We start from the raw sequence: 19,083 nt of genomic DNA on the forward strand, positions 1-19,083 counted from the left end.
TTATAACCTCCCCAAAAAAAAACCTCTTTTGTTTCCGTGCGCGATTTTTTTGCACTCCCCCCCCCCCCGCCCCCCCCCCCCCCCGCCGCCCCCCCCCCCCCCCCCCCCGCCGCCCCCCCCGCCCCCCACTTCTCTGTGATGTTTCTCCGATTACCCGCTGATATCCGGAGCCGAATCGTCCGCGTTGCGCGATTGCGGCGTCGTGTCCGAATTCGACCCGGACGAACGCCGACTCTTCGCGAACAACGTAAGCGCCCCTACGGCAACGACAACGAAGATCAACACGAGGGTCATCAGAGCCCACGGCGGTCCTGGGTCGATGATCTCGTCGAGGAAGTTGTTCGCTGCGTCCACCGAACTGTCGGTGTACGTGCGGTCCTGGCCGCCCTCGAGTTGAACTCGGCTGATCGAATCACTGAAGGTGCCCACCCAACTCGGGCTGAGCACCAATACGGTCCCGCCGTCCTCGGCGCCGACTTCTGTTGCAAGATCGCGCAATTGAGAATCCCGACCCGGGTCCTTGCCGAGAACGACGATGCGCAGATCGACGTCGTACTCCTTCGCGCGTTGAACGACGTCGACCAGTTCCTTCTCGATCTTGTCGGGCGCGGAAACCGAATCGTCCGCGACATCTTCGAGAATGTCGGACAGTTCCACTTTGGGAGGAAGATCCGCCGCCATCGGCCGGACCACCGATTCGACGGGCAGCGCGAGCATCGGCGATGCGGTGTGCGCAGGGTTCACAGCACTCGTATGAGTCACAGTGGCAAAAGGGTCAGACATCTCTCATCCGGGTTGCTGTAGGAACGTCGGTCTCGCGTGAAGACTTTCGTGAAGGGTACGTGAGGCGACGTTGCTGTACGTGGTCACGGGTCATCTGCCTGGGTCTCGTTTCGTTGCCCGTTTCGTTGCGGCGTACCGACGTCTCGGTGAAGATTGTGGGTGTACGCACTCCCCGAATTCTCACAGGACAAGCGTACTGTTAGACTTGGAGCGAAGCACCGCGGCGACACGCCTCCCGCGCTGTTTCGTTCAGCCGTCGACACAGCCCCGTCGGCGGCCACCCCTCATAGACGAGTGGAGCTGACGTGAGCACCAGTATTGATTCGTTCGGCGCCAAGGGCACCCTCGAGGTCGGTGAGAACTCTTACGAGATCTTCCGCCTCTCGGCCGTGCCAGGCACCGAGAAATTGCCCTACGCATTGAAGGTCCTCGCCGAGAACCTTCTCCGCACCGAGGACGGCGCGAACATCACCGCCGATCACATCCGCTCCATTGCGGGATGGGACCCCTCGGCACAACCCAACGTCGAAATTCAGTTCACGCCGGCCCGCGTGATCATGCAGGACTTCACCGGCGTCCCCTGTGTCGTCGACCTCGCCACGATGCGTGAAGCGGTCACGACCCTCGGCGGCGACCCGAACAAGGTGAACCCGCTGTCCCCCGCCGACATGGTCATCGACCACTCGGTCATCCTCGACGTGTTCGGTAGCGACGACGCACTCGAGCGCAACGTCGACCTCGAGTACCAGCGCAACGGGGAGCGTTACCAGTTCCTGCGTTGGGGTCAGGGCGCGTTCGACGACTTCAAGGTCGTTCCCCCCGGCATGGGCATCGTCCACCAGGTGAACATCGAGTACCTGGCTCCCACCGTCATGACCCGTAACGGTCAGGCTTACCCCGACACCTGCGTCGGCACCGACTCGCACACCACGATGGTCAACGGCCTCGGCGTGCTCGGCTGGGGCGTCGGCGGCATCGAGGCCGAGGCCGCGATGCTCGGCCAGCCCGTGTCGATGCTGATCCCCCGCGTCGTCGGCTTCAAGCTCACCGGCGAGATTCAGCCCGGCGTGACTGCCACCGACGTGGTTCTGACCGCCACCGACATGCTTCGCCAGCACGGCGTCGTCGGCAAGTTCGTCGAGTTCTACGGCAAGGGCGTCGCCGAGGTTCCCCTCGCGAACCGCGCCACGCTCGGCAACATGAGCCCCGAATTCGGCTCCACCGCCGCGATCTTCCCGATCGACGAGGAAACCATCAACTACCTGCGCCTCACCGGCCGCAGCGACGAGCAGCTCGCGCTCGTCGAGGCGTACGCCAAGGCACAGGGCATGTGGCACGACCCGGAGAACGAGCCCGAGTACTCGGAGTACATCGAGCTCGACCTCAACACGGTCGTCCCGTCCATCGCAGGCCCGAAGCGTCCGCAGGACCGCATCCTGCTGACCGAGGCCAAGACCGCGTTCCGCAAGGACATCCACAACTACGTGGAGGAGAACCACCCCGCCGAGCACACCAAGCTCGACGAGGCTGTCGAAGAGTCCTTCCCGGCCAGCGATCCGGCCACCCTCTCCTTCGCAGACGACGGTGCAGTGAACGTGCAGTCGGCCGCCAACGGCTCCGAGGGTCGCCCCACCAAGCCGGTCAAGGTTCTCTCGGACACTCACGGCGAGTTCGTACTCGACCACGGCGCCGTGGTGGTCGCAGGCATCACCTCCTGCACCAACACCTCGAACCCGTCCGTCATGCTCGGTGCGGCGCTCCTGGCACGTAATGCAGTCGAGAAGGGTCTGTCCACCAAGCCGTGGGTCAAGACCAACATGGCACCCGGCTCCCAGGTGGTCACCGACTACTACGAGAAGGCCGGTCTGTGGCCCTACCTCGAGAAGCTCGGCTACTACCTCGGCGGTTACGGCTGCACCACGTGCATCGGTAACACGGGACCGTTGCCCGAGGAGATCTCGAAGGCGATCAACGACAACGACCTGACCGCTACCGCGGTCCTGTCGGGTAACCGCAACTTCGAGGGACGTATCTCCCCCGACGTGAAGATGAACTACCTGGCATCCCCGCCGCTGGTCATCGCCTACGGCATCGCCGGCACCATGGACTTCGACTTCGAGCACGATTCCCTCGGTAAGGACACCGAAGGCAACGACGTGTTCCTGAAGGACATCTGGCCGTCGGCTCAGGAGATCGAGGAGACCATCCAGTCCTCGATCAGTCAGGACATGTTCCGCAAGTCCTACGAGACCATCTTCGCCGGTGACAGCCGCTGGCAGAACCTCTCCACCCCCGAGGGCGACACGTTCGCGTGGGACGAGAAGTCCACCTACGTGCGGAAGCCACCGTACTTCGACGGCATGACCAAGGAGCCTGCCCCGGTCAAGGACATCAAGGGCGCCCGCGTCCTCGCTCTCCTGGGCGACTCGGTCACCACCGACCACATCAGCCCGGCAGGTCCGATCAAGGCAGGCACGCCTGCTGCGCAGTACCTCGAGGCCAACGGCGTCGAGCGCAAGGACTTCAACTCCCTCGGCTCGCGTCGTGGTAACCACGAGGTCATGATTCGCGGAACGTTCGCGAACATCCGTCTGCGCAACCAGCTCCTCGACGACGTCTCTGGTGGCTACACCCGCGACTTCACCCAGGACGGTGGACCGCAGTCCTTCATCTACGACGCGTCGCAGAACTACCAGAAGGCCGGCATCCCGCTGGTCGTGCTGGGCGGCAAGGAGTACGGCTCCGGATCGTCGCGTGACTGGGCAGCCAAGGGCACGTCGCTCCTGGGCGTCAAGGCTGTCATCACGGAGTCCTTCGAGCGCATCCACCGTTCCAACCTCATCGGTATGGGCGTGGTTCCCCTGCAGTTCCCCGAGGGCGAAAGCGCGAAGTCGCTGAAGCTCGACGGCACCGAGACCTTCGACATCGTCGGTATCGAGAAGCTGAACGAGGGCGTCACGCCGGAAACGATGGCTGTCACCGCAACCAAGACCGACGGAACCAAGGTCGAGTTCGACGCCGTGGTTCGCATCGACACCCCGGGTGAAGCGGATTACTACCGCAACGGTGGCATCCTGCAGTTCGTGCTACGCAACATGATCAAGGGCTAGTTCACCAGCCGAACCGACCGCGCGGCGGACTCAGCTCGAGGGCTGAGTCCGCCGCGTGCTTTCGGCACGCGAAACGAGGACGGGAAGAAGTGCCCAAGGTCAGCGAAGACCAGCTCGCAGCACGGCGCAGCCATATCTTGGCCGGTGCGCGTCGATGCTTCGCCGAATTCGGTTACGACGGTGCCACCGTGCGCCGTCTCGAAGAGGTCACCGGCATGTCGCGCGGTGCGATCTTCCATCATTTCAAGGACAAGGACGGGTTGTTCCTCGCCCTCGCTCACGAGGACGCGACCCGCATGGCCGACGTCGTCGCCGAAGAAGGCCTCGTACAGGTCATGCGCGACATGTTGGAGACGCCCGAGGATTTCGACTGGTTGGGCACGAGACTCGAGATCGCCCGTCGGCTCCGCACCGATCCCGAGTTCCGCAAGAGTTGGTCGTTGCGCTCCGCCGAACTCACGGAGGCGACCGCAGCGCGTCTGACTCGACAGAAGTCCGCCGGCAGGCTGCGTGACGATGTCCCGACGGAGGTGCTGATCGGCTACCTGGACCTCGTGATGGACGGTTTGGTCGCGAGGATCGCGTCCGGGCATGCGGGTGACAACCTGCAGTCGGTGCTGGACCTCGTCGAGGAAACCGTGCGTCGCAGCCGCTGAGCGATCACGCCGATCCGTGCCCGCTCGATGGGTGCGCTCCGCCCCTACCCCGGAGTTCGACCCCGGATTCCGCCAGAACGTTGCGGACGAATCCGTACGAGCGCCCCGTCTCGTTGGCGAGAGATCGGATGCTTGCCCCGTTGTCGTATCTGGCCCGCAGCTCCTTACGGAGATCGACACGCGAGGACCCGGTGATACGGGCGCCCTTGGCGAACATTCCGAGGTCGGCCATGGTTCCTCCAGTCGACGTGCGACGGTGATTCCAGCCTAGAACCTGCAGGTCCGCTCACGCGAGCTGAATCAGCTCCAGGTATTCCTGTGACCAGTGATCCTCGGTGCCGTCGGGAAGCAGAATCACGCGTTCGGGATCGAGAGCTTCGGCAGCTCCCGGGTCGTGAGTGACGAGTACGACCGCCCCTTTGTAGCTACGCAGCGCATCCAGCACCTGCTCACGAGAGATCGGATCCAGGTTGTTGGTGGGCTCGTCGAGCAGAAGCACGTTCGCCGCCGACGAGACCAGACCCGCGAGAGCCAATCGAGTCTTCTCACCACCGGACAGGGTTCCGGCGGGTTGCTCGAGCTGCGGTCCGGTGAACATGAACGCACCGAGCAGGGATCGCAGTTCCTGCTCCCCCGTGTCGGGTGCAGCGTGACGGATGTTCTCCCAGACGGACGCATTGTCGTCCAACGTGTCGTGTTCCTGCGCGAAGTAGCCGATCTTCAGACCGTGACCTGGCTCCAATGCGCCGGCGTCCGGCTCTTCCGTGCCACCCAGCAGTCTCAGCAGCGTGGTCTTGCCTGCACCGTTGAGTCCGAGTACGACCACGCGGGAGCCTCGATCGATCGCGAGGTCGACACCGGTGAAGATCTCCAGTGACCCGTACACTTTCGTCAGGTTCTTGGCCATCAACGGCGTCTTGCCGCATGCGGCCGGTTCCGGGAACCGGATGTGCGCCACCTTGTCCGACACGCGTTCCTCGTCGAGGTTCGCGATCAGCTTGTCGGCACGCTTCGCCATGTTCTGAGCGGCCACCGCCTTCGTGGCCTTCGCACCGAGCTTCGCCGCCTGGGCACGGAGTGCACCGGCCTTCTTCTCCGCGTTAGCCCGCTCCCGGCGACGACGCTGCTCGTCCGTCGCACGTGCATCGAGGTACTTCTTCCAGCCCATGTTGTAGACGTCGGCCTCACCGCGGACGGCGTCGAGAAACCACACGCGATTGACGACGTCGTTCAGGAGGTCGACGTCGTGACTGATCACCACGAGACCGCCCTCGTGGTTCTGCAGGAAGCCACGAAGCCACGTGATCGAGTCCGCGTCGAGGTGGTTGGTGGGCTCGTCCAGAAGCAGTGTCGTGTCGGAACGGCCTCCGCTGCCGTCGGAGGCCGCGAAAAGAATCCGGGCGAGTTCGACGCGACGACGCTGACCACCCGAGAGCGTGTGCAACTGTTGATCGAGGATGCGATCTGCAAGTCCCAGGCTGTTGCAGATCCGCGCGGCCTCGGACTCGGCGACGTATCCACCGAGGGACGAGAATCGGTCCTCGAGCTGGCCGTACTTCTTTACTGCCCGGTCGCGCGCCGAGTCGTCTACCACCTCGGCCATGAGGATTTGCTGCTTCTCCATGTCACGGAGTAGTGCGTCGAGTCCACGTGCGGACAGAACCCGGTCCTTGGCGAGGACGTCCAGGTCCCCCTCCTTCGGGTCCTGGGGTAGATAACCCAGGTCACCGGTCCTGACAACGGAACCTGCATACGGCTCGCCCTCGCCGGCGAGAATGCGCAGCGTCGTGGTTTTGCCGGCACCGTTTCGACCCACCAGTCCGATTCGATCCCCTGGCTGAATACGCAGGGCAGGCCCCGGCGCAGTGAGCAAGGTCCGCACACCTGCACGAACTTCCAGGTCGGTGGCGGTAATCAACAGAACTCCTCGTGGTTGTCGACCGGTCGATGTCAGAATGCCCGATGCCGAGCACAAGAACCACCGAGTTTACCGCCCATCGGCCCTCTCCCCGACCACACGAACCGTGACCCTGCTAACCAGGGCCCGCCTTGTCGTGGATGCGGTAGGCGAGGTCGTGCAGTTCGGTACGTGGTCTGGTTGTCTCGCCTGTGTGCGACCCGCACGTAAGAGCCGGGGCCAAGTTCCGGTTATCCAGCAGTTCCGTCGCAGTCCGAGTGTAATACGAAAGGCCGAGGGATTCTCGGCGAACCCGACTAACGTCCTGAGGATGGCCGGCGAACCTCCCCTCCCCGACGTGGCGATCGTCGGACTCGGCCCGGCAGGCAGAGCGCTCGCCCATCGATGCCTCCTCCGCGGGCTGGACGTCCTCGTCGTCGACAACTCCCCCGACAGAGTCTGGGCACCGACCTACGCCGCATGGGAAGACGAGCTACCCGAGTGGCTCGATCGGTCGTCCGTGGCTTCGCGTGTCCCCTACCCCGCCGTCCGCGCCGGACGGCCCCGCACACTCGGGCGCACCTACTGCGTATTCGATACACGTACACTGCAATCAATACTGAATATCAGCAAAGCGCACATAGTTGCAGGTAGAGCTGTTCTCCTGGCCACGGACGCAGTAGTCCTCGAGAACGGCACGGTTCTCCACGCTCGTTATGTTGTCGACGCCCGCGGCACCGAGACGCGTGGTGCGGCCCGCCAGACCGCCTATGGCGTCTTCCTCGATCGAGCCTCCGCGGCTCCGGCCCTGGAAGGCCGGACAAGCTGGTTCATGGACTGGCAAGGCGACAACGGCGCCGACTCCTCCGAGCAGCCGTCGTTCCTGTACGCCGTACCGACCGGACCCGACCGAGTTCTGCTCGAGGAGACGTGTCTGGTGGGCTCTCCTCCCCTGTCGGTCCGCGTGCTCCGAGAACGACTGTTGCATCGACTGGAAGCACGAGGGATCACCGTTCCGGACGGCGCCGAGATCGAGGTGGTGAACTTCGTGGTGGAACCGTCCGCGCGTCACGGCAAAAGCCTCGCTTTCGGTGCGCGCGGTGGCCTGATCCATCCGGGAACGGGATACAGCGTCGCAGCGAGCCTCGCGCTGGCCGATCGGATGTCTGCTGCCCTGGCGGATGGCACGGTGTCTGGGTCGACTGTGTGGCCGTTGCCCGCACGCGCGGTCGCAGCACTTCGCATGGCGGGCCTGCGGGTACTTCTCGACCTCGACACGTCGAACGCCGGTGACTTCTTCGAGGCCTTCTTCACGAGCCCCCCCGGGCAGCAACGCGCTTACCTGTCGTCGCGTGCGGATACGAGGCGGACTCTCGCTGCCATGTGGAGCGTGTTTCGCCGCTCCCCCACCCGACTTCGATACACGATCGTTCGAGCCGTATTTCGCCGACATCGGCCATGAGCCTCGCGGAACCACGCCATTGCGCTCATGATGGAACCCATGCGCTCGATATGGAAAGGCTCGATTGCGTTCGGTTTGGTGAATGTGCCGGTCAAGGTCTACTCGGCAACCGAAGACCATGACATTCGCTTTCACCAGGTCCACGCCAAGGATGGCGGACGAATCAAATACAACCGTGTGTGCTCCGAGTGCGGGAATGTCATCCAATATGCCGACATCGACAAGGCCTACGACTCGGACGACGGCGTCCGAGTAATTCTCGACGACGACGATTTCAACAAACTGCCGGCGGCCGAAAAGCACGAAATACCGGTACTGCAGTTCGTTCCCACCGACCAGATCGACCCGATCCTCTTCGAGAAGAGTTACTACCTCGAACCGGACTCGTCCTCACCGAAGGCCTATGTCCTGCTTGCCACCGCACTGGCGGAGAGTGACAGGACCGCCCTCGTGCATTTCACGCTGCGCCAGCGCACGAGACTCGCGGCGATGAGATCACGCGACGGCGTCCTCGTGATCCAGACGCTGTTGTGGCCGGACGAAGTACGAGCGGCCGAGTTTCCCTCTCTGGACGGCGCCGAGAAGCCGAAGCCGAAAGAACTGGCCATGGCCGAGACACTCGTCGAGAGCATGGCCGAAGACTTCGACCCGAGCGAGTTCACCGACGAGTACCAAGCTCAGTTGCGCGAACTCCTGGACGAGATGATCAGCTCCGGAGGCAGGAAGGTCGTACCCGTCGAGTCAGGCGACAAGCCCGAAGAGGATGCCGAAGTGGTCGACCTCGTCGCGGCCCTCCAACGCAGTGTGGAGGCCGCTGGGAAGTCGGTGGAGAGCCGCACGAAGGGAGCAAAGTCGTCGACGAAGAAATCGGGCGACGACAAGTCCGCCAAACCTGCGAAGAAGGCGGCAAGCAGCCGCCGACCCGCCAGAAAGACCGGCTAGACGGTGAAGCCGAGGGCGCGAAGCTGCTCGCGTCCGTCGTCCGTGATCTTGTCAGGACCCCACGGCGGCAGCCATACCCAGTTGATCTTCAGATCTTCGCAGATTCCGCTCCGCACCAAAGCGCCTCTCGCCTGATCCTCGATGACGTCGGTGAGCGGGCACGCAGCCGAGGTGAGTGTCATGTCCACCGTGACGACGTCGTCGTCCTCGGTGATGCCGTAGACCAATCCGAGATCGACCACGTTGATCCCGAGTTCGGGGTCGACGACGTCGCGCATCGCCTCTTCGAGATCCTCGAGCCGCGCCACTTCGGGGACTGTGCCGGTCGAACGATTCGCGTCGTATGTGGCGCCCTCCTCGGTTGTCGTGGTCTCGGCTTCCGAAGCCTGAGTCTCGCTCATGATGTGGGTCCTCCGATTCGTGCGGGTTCGTCTTCCATTATTCGAACAACCGCATCCTTGAATGCCATCCATCCCAGCAACGCGCACTTCACGCGGGCCGGGTACTTCGATACTCCGGCGAAGGCGATGCCGTCTCCGAGGACGTCCTCGTCGCCCTCCACGGTGCCACGGCTGCTCACCATCTCGTTGAAAGCGGCCACAGTCTCCAGCGCCTCGTTCACCGGCATGCCGATCACCTGATCGGTGAGAACGGACGTGGCGGCCTGGCTGATGGAGCATCCCTGTCCGTCGTACGACACGTCGCCCACGGTTCCGTCGTCGGCGATGTGGACGCGGAGGGTCACCTCGTCACCACACGTCGGGTTCACGTGGTGCACTTCGGCCCCGTAGGGTTCGCGCAGGCCTCGTGCGTGCGGATGCTTGTAGTGGTCCAGGATCACTTCCTGGTACATCTGTTCCATTCGCATCAGTCGGTCACCCCGAAGAAATCACGCGCCCGTCGGATCGCCGCTGCGAGCGCGTCTACCTCGTCGACGGTGTTGTACAGCGCAAACGACGCGCGTGCCGTGGCTGTGACACCGAAACGTCGGTGCAACGGCCAGGCGCAGTGGTGGCCGACCCGGATCGCGACACCCTCGTCGTCGAGGATCTGACCGAGATCGTGTGCGTGGATGCCGTCCACGACGAAGGACACCGCTCCGCCACGATCTTCCGTCGTGGTAGGTCCTACGATGCGTACACCCGGGATGGCGGTCAGCGCCTCCAGAGCGGCCGCCGTCAGCGCGTGCTCATGTGCGGCAACGGCATCCATCCCGATCTCGTCCAGGTACGCCACAGCAGCGCCGAGGCCCACCACCTGTGAGGTCATCGGAACGCCGGCCTCGAAGCGCTGTGGCGGCACCGCGAAGGTGGTTACCTCCATGGTGACGGTCTCGATCATCGAACCGCCTGTGATGAACGGCGGCATCGCGTTCAACAACTCACGTCGGCCGTACAACACGCCGACGCCCGAGGGCCCGAGCATCTTGTGTCCCGAGAACGCGGCGTAGTCGACACCGAGGCGGTGGAAATCCACCGCCATGTGCGGCACGGACTGGCAGGCGTCGAGAACCACCAGCGCACCGACCGCCTTGGCGCGGCGCACCAACTCTTCCACCGGGGCGACGGCGCCCGTGACGTTCGACTGGTGACTGAACGCAACGACCTTCACCGCGTCGGTGAGATCCAACGAATCGAGGTCGATGCGCCCGTCGTCCGTCACGCCGTACCACCGCAACGTAGCGCCGGTTCGGCGCGCGAGTTCCTGCCACGGCACCAGGTTGGCGTGGTGTTCGAGTTCGGTGATGACGATCTCGTCGCCCGGGCCGACCTTCAGATCGAATCGATCGTCGCCGAGAACATAGGTGACGACGTTGAGTGCCTCGGTCGCGTTCTTCGTGAACACGATCTCGTCGCCGTCGACGCCCACGAAGCCGGCGATCGCCTCACGCGCGCCTTCGTAGGCATCGGTTGCCTCTTCGGCCAGCTGATGAGCACCTCGGTGGACCGCCGCGTTACACGTCGTCAGAAACTCGCGTTCGGCATCGAGTACCTGATTCGGGCGCTGTGACGTTGCTCCCGAATCGAGGTAGACGAGAGGTTTGCCGTCGCGCACCGTGCGCCCCAGGATCGGGAAGTCCTCCCTGATCCTGGTGACGTCCAGTGCACGCACCGAGGTGGTCATCTGTGGTTACGCTCCCTGGGTTGCGGAGGCCTGGTTCGCTGCGGCAGCGGTGAACCGCTCGTAGCCGTTGGCCTCGAGCTCGTCGGCAAGTTCGGGGCCGCCGGATTCGACGACACGACCGTCGACGAACACGTGCACGAAGTCCGGGGTGATGTATCGCAGGATCCTGGTGTAGTGCGTGATGAGCAGAATTCCGCCGTGCTCACGGTCCTTGTACCGATTCACACCCTCCGAGACGACGCGAAGTGCGTCCACGTCCAGACCGGAGTCCGTCTCGTCCAGGATCGCGATCTTGGGCTTGAGCAGACCGAGCTGCAGGATCTCGTGACGCTTCTTCTCACCGCCCGAGAAACCTTCGTTGACGCTGCGCTCGCCGAACGAGGGATCGATGTCGAGCTCGGCCAGCGACTCCTTGACCTCTTTCACCCAATGGCGCAGCTTCGGGGCCTCGCCGCGCACAGCCGTCGCGGCGGTGCGGAGGAAATTGGACATCGATACACCGGGGACCTCGACGGGGTACTGCATCGCGAGGAAGAGACCTGCCCGGGCGCGCTCGTCGACGCTCATCTCCAGCACGTCTTCACCGTTGAGAGTGATCGACCCGGACGTGACCTGGTACTTGGGGTGCCCGGCGATGGCGTACGACAGGGTCGACTTTCCGGAGCCGTTCGGGCCCATGATCGCGTGCGTTTCACCCGACCGGACGGTGAGGTTCACGCCCTTGAGGATGTTGATCGGCTCTGCGTTGGCGTCGGTGTTCGCGACGTTGACGTGGAGGTCGCGGACTTCGAGAACCGAGTTCTCGGGAAGAGTGTTTTCAGGCGTAGACATTGTGTTCCTTCGAAATTTCGATGATTACCGGCCAGGTGGCGGCGTCAGGCGCCGACAGCGGCCAATTCGGTTTCGACAGCTGCCTCGAGACGCTCACGCAGTTCGGGAACTGCGATCTTGTTGATGATCTCGTGGAAGAATCCGCGGACGACGAGGCGACGAGCCTGCTCCTCCGGAATACCGCGAGCACGCAGGTAGAACAGCTGCTCGTCGTCGAATCGGCCGGTAGCGCTGGCGTGACCGGCCCCGACGATCTCACCGGTCTCGATCTCGAGGTTCGGAACCGAGTCGGCCCGGGCTCCGTCCGTCAGAACCAGGTTGCGGTTGAGCTCGAACGTGTCGGTGCCCTCCGCCTCTGCGCGGATCAACACATCGCCGATCCACACGGTGTGCGCGTCTGGCTTTCCCGAACCGGGGTCACCCTGCAGTGCACCCTTGTAGACGACGTTCGACTTGCAGTGCGGCTGCGAATGGTCGACGAGCAAGCGCTGCTCGAAATGTTGACCGGCGTCCGCGAAGTACAGTCCGAGCATTTCGGCGTCGCCACCCGGGCCGGTGTACTTCACCGTGCCGGTGAGGCGGACGAGATCTCCGCCGAGGCTCACATTGGTGTGCCGCAGCACGGAGTCGCGGCCGAGACGCGCGTGGTGAGCGGTCACGTGGACCGCATCATCGCTCCAGTCCTGAACGGCAACCACCGTCAGACGCGCGCTGTCGCCGAGGACGAACTCGACGTTCTCGGCGTAGGTGCCGCTGCCACGGTGATCGAGAACGACGGTGGCGTTCGCGAACTCTTCGAGACGAATCTGAATGTGACCGAACGCGACCTCGCCCTCGCCCGGCCCGGTGACGACGACGTTCACCGTCTCGGGTACTTCGACCTCACGACCGACCGTCACGACGGTGGCCGAATCGAACGACGAGTACGCCTGGGCCGCGATGCGATCGGCGGGAGCCCCGCCCTGTCCGAGCCGTTCGTCGGTGCGGTCGACCGTCTCCACCTTCACGGAGTCCGGGCCATTCACCTCCACGGGGGCCGCGCCGGATGCCACGGCCGTGCCGTCGTGCAGTCCACGAAGGCGACGCAACGGCGTGAAACGCCACACCTCGTCGCGACCAGCGGGAATCTCGAAAGCATTCACGTCGTACGAGGTGAAAACCTCACCTTTGTTGACGATCGGCGACCCTGTCGCAGTCCGCGTCGGGTTCTCCCCCGCGACTGCGCCCGTCACACCCAGCTTGTTGACATCGGTTTCTGGCGTGGTCACTAACCCACCGCCCCTTCCATCTGCAATTCGATCAGGCGGTTGAGTTCGAGCGCATACTCCATAGGGAGTTCCTTCGCGATGGGCTCGACGAATCCACGAACCACCGTTGCCATTGCCTCGTCCTCGGTCAGCCCGCGGCTCATGAGGTAGAACAACTGGTCGTCGCTCACCTTCGACACAGTCGCCTCGTGCCCCATCGTCACGTCGTCCTCGCGGATGTCGACATACGGATAGGTGTCCGACCGGCTGACCTGGTCGACCAGCAGTGCGTCACACTTCACGGTCGACTTGGAACCATGGGCACCCTTGTTGACCTGCACGAGTCCACGGTAGGAGGACCGTCCGCCACCGCGGGCAACGGACTTGCTGATGATCGTGGACGACGTGTGCGGCGCGAGGTGAAGCATCTTGGCGCCGGTGTCCTGGTGCTGTCCTTCACCGGCGAACGCCACCGACAGGACCTCGCCCCGCGCGTGCTCGCCCATCATCCAGACGGCCGGGTACTTCATGGTGACCTTGGAGCCGATGTTGCCGTCGACCCACTCCATGGATCCACCGGCCTCGACCTTGGTGCGCTTGGTGACCAGGTTGTACACGTTGTTCGACCAGTTCTGAATGGTCGTGTACCTGCAGTGGCCACCCTTCTTCACGATGATCTCGACCACCGCGGAGTGAAGCGAGTCCGACTTGTAGATCGGTGCGGTACATCCCTCGACGTAGTGCACCGAGGCGTCCTCGTCCACGACGATCAGAGTGCGCTCGAACTGGCCCATGTTCTCGGTATTGATGCGGAAGTAGGCCTGCAGTGGGATGTCCACGTGGACGCCCGGCGGGACGTAGATGAACGACCCACCCGACCACACTGCCGTGTTCAGAGCGGAGAACTTGTTGTCACCGGCAGGGATGACCGTTCCGAAGTACTCCTTGAACAGCTCCGGATGCTCGCGCAGACCCGAGTCGGTGTCGAGGAAGATCACGCCCTGCGACTCGAGATCCTCACGGATCGAGTGATAGACGACCTCCGACTCGTACTGCGCGGCCACACCCGCGACGAGCCGCTGCTTCTCCGCTTCCGGGATACCCAGTTTGTCGTACGTGTTCTTGATGTCCTCGGGAAGGTCTTCCCAGTTCTCCGCCTGCTTCTCGCTCGAGCGGACGAAGTACTTGATGTTGTCGAAGTCGATGCCTTCGAGGTTCGAACCCCAGTTCGGCATGGGCTTCTTGTCGAACGTCTTCAGGGCACGGAGTCGGATGTCCAGCATCCAGTCCGGCTCGTTCTTCTTCTCCGAGATGTCACGCACCACTGCCTCGGACAGGCCGCGCTGGGCTGCAGCACCTGCCTCGTCCGAGTCCGACCAGCCGTAACCGTAGTGGCCGAGCGACGCGATGGTCTCTTCCTGGGTCAGCGGCTCGGCGCCACCCTGAGTGGCATCGACCTGGTCCGAAGTGACGGTCATGCGAGCTCCTTCCGGAGTCTTGATTCTTGATCGGCGAGGGGCTGTTCGCCGGGAGGACGTTGGTGTGGATCCGTGGAGGACCTACGTGGACGGAGGTTGGGGTGGTGCGGGCCCGAGTGGAACGTGAGTTGTGCACGCACAGTCCCCGTTTGCAATGGTCGCCAGGCGTTGCACGTGGGTGCCCAACAGTTCGGTGAACGCGTCGCGCTCCGCGTCGCAGAGTTCGGGGAATTCCTCGGCGACGTGCGACACCGGGCAATGGTGCTGGCAGATCTGCACGCCGTGACCGACCGGTCTGATGGACGCAGCGAAACCGGCTTCGGTGAAGGCATCCGCGATTGCGCCCGCCGTCTTCTCGACCTCGCCCGAGTTCTGACCGTCGACCGCTTCCACGTTTCCGACGATCGCGTCCACTCGACGCCTCGCGAACTCGGTGATTGCCGAGTTGCCGCCGACCTCTCGCAGCTGGCGCATCGCGGCACCTGCAAGATCGTCGTACGCGTGTCCCAGCCGCCCACGACCGTGTGCGGTGATCTGAAAGTACTTTGCAGGTCGTCCACGACCGCGATGCCGGACCGCAACTGTCGAGGCCTCGCGGGCTTCGTCGGATTCGATGAGCGCGTCGAGGTGTCGTCGCACACCGGCGGCACTGAGACCCAGTTTGCGTCCGATCTCGGAGGCGGTGATGGGGCCTTCTTCGAGAAGCAGCCTCACGACCGCCGCCCGCGTATGGCCTTCGTGACCGATGACAACGGGCGATGACGCATGGGTAGGCTCGACCGCCGAAGGCGCTCTACCAGCACCTTCCTCGGTCACCCGTCGCGTTGCATCCGTTTTCACAACACCAGTGTGACGGAATTGATGACGCTGGTCCACTAAGGGTTACCTGCATGACATGCGGGAACAAGACCGCTGCCGGAGTTGTTCGAACTCCCAACCCGGCCCTACGGGCCACCCACGGCGTCACCCCCAACCCGGCCCTACGGGCCACCCGCCCGGGCCGACTACGCTCCCACATGTGCCGCAGACCCCCGATACCCCGGAATCCGCCGTTCCGGCGCCCGACACCGATCGGACCCCAGCGACACCACCGCGCCGAGCACCGATCGAGCTGATGCGACGATTCCTCGGCATAGACGGTCGCACGCACCGCCCTACCGTGGCCGACGCCCTCCATGACGACGCGGGCGAGCCGGCCGGCGTGAGCGAAGCGCCCGGCTTGAACCGCCACGAAAACGAGCAGTTCCGTGGCATTCGTCGCTTCGGTGCCACCGGCGCTGTCCTCATGCTGGTCGGGTCCCTGGGCGCAGGGTCACATCCCGTTCTCCAGAATCCGGTTCAGGGTCTGCGTGTTCTCGGGCTGCCTGCCCGAATTCCCAGTGCCGCCCTCACCCTCACCATGACGGGAACTGTCATGGTGGTGATCGCATGGCTGCTCCTCGGGAGGTTCGCCGTCGGCAACTTGGGTCGCCGAGGTGGTCCGGTGCGTCGCCAACTCAACCGTTCCCAACTCGACCGCACGTTGCTGCTGTGGATCCTCCCGCTGATCGTTGCGCCTCCGATGTTCAGCAAGGACGCGTATTCGTACTTGGCACAGAGCGAGATTGCGGCGCGCGGTCTCGACCCGTATGAGATCGGCCCTGCCGGTGCGCTCGGCGTGGATCACGTCCTCACCAGAACCGTCCCGACTATCTGGCGAGACACTCCCGCACCCTATGGACCCCTCTTCCTGTGGATGGGCAAAGGAATCACGGCGCTGACCGGCGAGAACATCGTCGCAGGCATATTTCTGCACCGACTTCTGGCTCTTGCGGGCGTCGCCATGATCGTGTGGGCACTCCCCCGCCTCGCACGCCGCTGCGGGGTGTCCGCGGTTGCCGCTCTGTGGCTGGGCGCCGCGAATCCCCTCGTGCTCTTCCACCTCGTCGCGGGGATCCACAACGAAGCCCTGATGCTCGGGCTGATGTTGGCGGGCATGGAACTGGCGCTGCGCGCGATCGAAAGTTCGAGGCCGCTGGGTGGCAGAGCGATGTGGCTTCTCGTCGCCGGCGCCGTCCTGGTCGCCCTCTCCTCGACCATCAAGATTCCGTCCCTGCTCGCGCTGGGATTCGTGGGTATGGCGCTGGCACGAAGATGGGGCGGCACGGTCAAGGCGGTACTCGGGGCGGCAGCACTGCTCGTCGGGATCGCGGTGCTGGTCACGGCCGCGGTGAGTGTCGGCAGCGGCCTCGGCATCGGATGGATTCACACCCTCGGGACCGCCAACGCCGTTCGCAGTTGGATGTCGATCCCCACGCTCCTGGGCATGGTCACCGGACTCGGCGGGGTACTCCTGGGGCTGGGTGATCACACCACGGCAGTACTCAGTCTCACCAGGCCGATCGCGTCGCTCGTCGCCGCGTACATTGCGATCCGGATGTTGTTCGCCGTTCTGTACGGCCGCATCCACGCAGTCGGCGCACTCGGTCTGGCCGTCGGCGCAGTCGTCCTGCTCTTTCCCGTGGTCCAGCCCTGGTATCTGCTGTGGGCGGTCCTGCCACTGGCGGCCTGGGCCACCACCAGGGCGTTTCGGATTCCCGCGATCATCTTCTCGTCGATCGTCAGCGTGATTCTCATGCCGAAGGGCGGCGAGGAACAGCCGTTCGTGATCGTGCAGGCGGCAATCGCAACCGTGTTCACCGTCGGCACTCTCATCGTGATCACCCGCAATCGACTCCCGTGGCGCGTGGAACCGCCCACCGAAAAAGCCGGGGCAGCGGATCGTGACGATCCCGCCGGGGCTTACGCTGAGTCCCCGTGACGGCCAACGCGCGCGGGGACTCGACACCCGCAGTTCATCTCGAGGGCGTGACGAAGGCGTACGACGGCAAGACCGCTGTCGCCGGACTCGACCTGACCGTGCATCGTTCCCAGGTGCTCGCGCTGCTCGGACCCAACGGTGCGGGAAAGACCACCACCGTCGAAATGTGCGAAGGCTTCGTCCGTCCGGATTCGGGACGTGTCCGAGTCCTCGGCCTCGACCCCATTGCCGAGTCGGCGCAACTTCGCAGCCGTATCGGAGTGATGCTCCAGGGCGGAGGCGCGTACCCGGGCTCCAAAGCGGGCGAGATGCTCGAACTCGTCGCCTCGTACTCGGCGGACCCGTTGGACGTCGACTGGCTGCTGCGCAGCCTCGGTCTCGACGACTCGAGGCGGACCCCGTACCGACGTCTGTCCGGTGGGCAACAGCAACGACTGGCCCTTGCTTGCGCTCTGGTCGGGCGGCCCGAACTGGTATTTCTGGACGAGCCGACGGCGGGACTCGATGCCCAGGCCCGCCTTCTCGTGTGGGAGCTGATCGACGCACTCCGTCGTGACGGCGTGAGCGTCCTCCTCACGACGCACCTCATGGACGAAGCCGAGGAACTCGCCGACGAACTGGTCATCATCGACCACGGGCGAATCGTGGCATCAGGTACGCCGGCACAGGTCACCAGCCACGGCGCCGAAGGGCAACTACGCGTCACCGCACCACCAGGTCTCGACGTCACGAAACTCGCAAACACGCTGCCCAGTGGGTTCCGAGCACACGAATCGACACCGGGGACCTACGTGGTCGAAGGATCGATCGATCCGGCGATCGTCAGCGCCGTCGCATCGTGGTGTGTAGACCTCGGTGCGCTGATCGGCGAGATCCGCGTCGACCAGCGGAGCCTCGAAGACGTGTTCCTCGAGCTCACGGGCAAGGAATTGAGAGGATGAACGTGAACACCGGAGATCGTCTGTCTGGTAACCGGTTCGACGTGGGCACGTTCATCCCGAATCCACGCCCGAATGCGCCCGCGGCGATGCTGCGCGCGCAGACGGCACTCGAGCTCAAACTCCTTCTGCGCAACGGAGAGCAACTCCTGTTGACGATGTTCATCCCGATCACCCTGCTGATCGGGCTTTGCCTGCTGCCGGTAGGAGACCTCGGAACTTCCCGCGTGGACACGGTGGTTCCGGCCGTCATGATGGTGGCGGTCATGTCCACCGCCTTCACAGGTCAAGCGATCGCGGTGGGATTCGACCGGCGGTACGGCGCCCTCAAGCGACTCGGTGCGACCCCGCTTCCGAAGTGGGGAATCATCGCCGGAAAGAGCGCAGCCGTCGTTCTGGTCGTGGCTCTCCAGGCATTACTTCTCGGTGCGATCGGACTGGCACTGGGGTGGCGCCCCACCCTCGTCGGGCTGCTCCTGGGGGCAGTGATCCTGGCACTCGGCACGATCACCTTCGCGGCCATGGGACTGCTCCTCGGAGGCACTCTGCGCGCCGAGATCGTTCTCGCGCTGGCGAATATTCTGTGGTTCATCATGGTAGGCGTGGGCAGCATGGTGTTCGTCACCGGAGATGTGCCGGCAGCCCTCGACACGGGCGCTCGGCTCATCCCGTCCGGGGCTCTCGCGCATGCGCTACAGTCCGCCCTCGGACAAGGGGTCGACTGGCTCAGCGTCTTCGTCCTCACCGTGTGGGCTGCAGCTGCGGGCATCGCGGCCACCAAGACGTTCAAGTTCGTCTGATCCGAACCATGGCCG

The 19,083-nt window shown here is 64.1% G+C and carries 17 protein-coding genes; 7 read left to right on the plus strand and 10 right to left on the minus strand.

What is annotated here, in order from left to right:
• Positions 1-150 precede the first annotated feature (150 nt).
• On the minus strand, positions 151-783 hold the full coding sequence (locus tag ACFWO3_RS09155; RefSeq protein ID WP_378576359.1) for a DUF6676 family protein: 633 nt from the start codon (positions 781-783) through the stop codon (positions 151-153).
• A 305-nt stretch (positions 784-1,088) separates the two neighbouring features.
• Between ACFWO3_RS09155 and ACFWO3_RS09160 the strand changes: the two genes are divergently transcribed.
• Positions 1,089-3,893 carry an aconitate hydratase gene (locus ACFWO3_RS09160; protein ID WP_378576361.1) on the plus strand — a complete coding sequence of 935 codons (2,805 nt, stop codon included), beginning with the start codon at positions 1,089-1,091 and terminating at the stop codon, positions 3,891-3,893.
• An 89-nt stretch (positions 3,894-3,982) separates the two neighbouring features.
• Complete coding sequence (locus ACFWO3_RS09165; RefSeq protein ID WP_378576363.1) at positions 3,983-4,549, plus strand: TetR/AcrR family transcriptional regulator; 567 nt, start codon at positions 3,983-3,985, stop codon at positions 4,547-4,549.
• Between the two features lie 4 nt (positions 4,550-4,553).
• Here ACFWO3_RS09165 and ACFWO3_RS09170 read toward each other — a convergent pair whose 3' ends face one another.
• Together ACFWO3_RS09170 and ACFWO3_RS09175 are read right to left on the minus strand one after the other, a co-directional pair.
• The gene (locus ACFWO3_RS09170; RefSeq protein WP_378576366.1) at positions 4,554-4,781 is read right to left on the minus strand and encodes a helix-turn-helix domain-containing protein; all 228 of its coding nucleotides are present in this window, start codon (positions 4,779-4,781) and stop codon (positions 4,554-4,556) included.
• Between the two features lie 54 nt (positions 4,782-4,835).
• Positions 4,836-6,467, minus strand: coding sequence for an ABC-F family ATP-binding cassette domain-containing protein (locus ACFWO3_RS09175; RefSeq protein ID WP_378576368.1), 1,632 nt, complete (start codon positions 6,465-6,467; stop codon positions 4,836-4,838).
• 310 nt (positions 6,468-6,777) lie between these two features.
• Between ACFWO3_RS09175 and ACFWO3_RS09180 the strand changes: the two genes are divergently transcribed.
• Positions 6,778-7,908 (plus strand): lycopene cyclase family protein, encoded by a 1,131-nt coding sequence (locus ACFWO3_RS09180; RefSeq protein ID WP_378576370.1) that lies wholly within the window; start codon positions 6,778-6,780, stop codon positions 7,906-7,908.
• Between the two features lie 30 nt (positions 7,909-7,938).
• Complete coding sequence (locus ACFWO3_RS09185; protein ID WP_378576661.1) at positions 7,939-8,850, plus strand: Ku protein; 912 nt, start codon at positions 7,939-7,941, stop codon at positions 8,848-8,850.
• On the opposite strand, the gene ACFWO3_RS09190 is transcribed toward ACFWO3_RS09185, so the two are convergent.
• The 7 genes from ACFWO3_RS09190 to ACFWO3_RS09220 form a co-directional block, all read right to left on the minus strand.
• Positions 8,847-9,251, minus strand: a complete 405-nt coding sequence (locus ACFWO3_RS09190) for a metal-sulfur cluster assembly factor (protein ID WP_378576372.1) — start codon at positions 9,249-9,251, stop codon at positions 8,847-8,849. The two genes, ACFWO3_RS09185 and ACFWO3_RS09190, sit on opposite strands and share 4 nt — an antisense overlap.
• Complete coding sequence (sufU, locus tag ACFWO3_RS09195) at positions 9,248-9,718, minus strand: Fe-S cluster assembly sulfur transfer protein SufU (RefSeq protein WP_378576374.1); 471 nt, start codon at positions 9,716-9,718, stop codon at positions 9,248-9,250. The genes ACFWO3_RS09190 and sufU overlap by 4 nt, the downstream gene beginning before the upstream one ends.
• Positions 9,718-10,974 carry a cysteine desulfurase gene (locus ACFWO3_RS09200; RefSeq protein WP_378576377.1) on the minus strand — a complete coding sequence of 419 codons (1,257 nt, stop codon included), beginning with the start codon at positions 10,972-10,974 and terminating at the stop codon, positions 9,718-9,720. Before ACFWO3_RS09200 ends, sufU begins: the two co-directional genes overlap by 1 nt.
• A 6-nt stretch (positions 10,975-10,980) precedes the next feature.
• Complete coding sequence (gene sufC, locus ACFWO3_RS09205; RefSeq protein ID WP_378576379.1) at positions 10,981-11,805, minus strand: Fe-S cluster assembly ATPase SufC; 825 nt, start codon at positions 11,803-11,805, stop codon at positions 10,981-10,983.
• A 44-nt stretch (positions 11,806-11,849) separates the two neighbouring features.
• A complete protein-coding gene (gene sufD / locus ACFWO3_RS09210; protein ID WP_378576381.1) occupies positions 11,850-13,073 on the minus strand; it encodes a Fe-S cluster assembly protein SufD in 1,224 nt (407 codons plus the stop codon).
• On the minus strand, positions 13,073-14,530 hold the full coding sequence (sufB, locus tag ACFWO3_RS09215) for a Fe-S cluster assembly protein SufB (protein ID WP_378576384.1): 1,458 nt from the start codon (positions 14,528-14,530) through the stop codon (positions 13,073-13,075). The genes sufD and sufB overlap by 1 nt, the downstream gene beginning before the upstream one ends.
• Positions 14,531-14,611: 81 nt before the next feature.
• Positions 14,612-15,406 (minus strand): helix-turn-helix transcriptional regulator, encoded by a 795-nt coding sequence (locus tag ACFWO3_RS09220; protein WP_378576387.1) that lies wholly within the window; start codon positions 15,404-15,406, stop codon positions 14,612-14,614.
• A 142-nt stretch (positions 15,407-15,548) separates the two neighbouring features.
• On the opposite strand from ACFWO3_RS09220, the gene mptB reads away from it, so the two are divergent.
• Genes mptB through ACFWO3_RS09235 form a run of 3 tightly spaced genes read left to right on the plus strand, consistent with a single transcriptional unit; the run spans position 15,549 to position 19,068 of the window.
• Positions 15,549-17,330, plus strand: a complete 1,782-nt coding sequence (mptB, locus tag ACFWO3_RS09225) for a polyprenol phosphomannose-dependent alpha 1,6 mannosyltransferase MptB (RefSeq protein ID WP_378576389.1) — start codon at positions 15,549-15,551, stop codon at positions 17,328-17,330.
• On the plus strand, positions 17,327-18,271 hold the full coding sequence (locus ACFWO3_RS09230; protein ID WP_378576391.1) for an ABC transporter ATP-binding protein: 945 nt from the start codon (positions 17,327-17,329) through the stop codon (positions 18,269-18,271). Before mptB ends, ACFWO3_RS09230 begins: the two co-directional genes overlap by 4 nt.
• Positions 18,268-19,068 (plus strand): ABC transporter permease, encoded by an 801-nt coding sequence (locus tag ACFWO3_RS09235; RefSeq protein ID WP_378576393.1) that lies wholly within the window; start codon positions 18,268-18,270, stop codon positions 19,066-19,068. The genes ACFWO3_RS09230 and ACFWO3_RS09235 overlap by 4 nt, the downstream gene beginning before the upstream one ends.
• The last annotated feature ends 15 nt before the right edge of the window (positions 19,069-19,083 follow it).

Source organism: Rhodococcus sp. NPDC058521, assembly GCF_042719695.1.
GTDB lineage: Bacteria > Actinomycetota > Actinomycetes > Mycobacteriales > Mycobacteriaceae > Rhodococcus_F.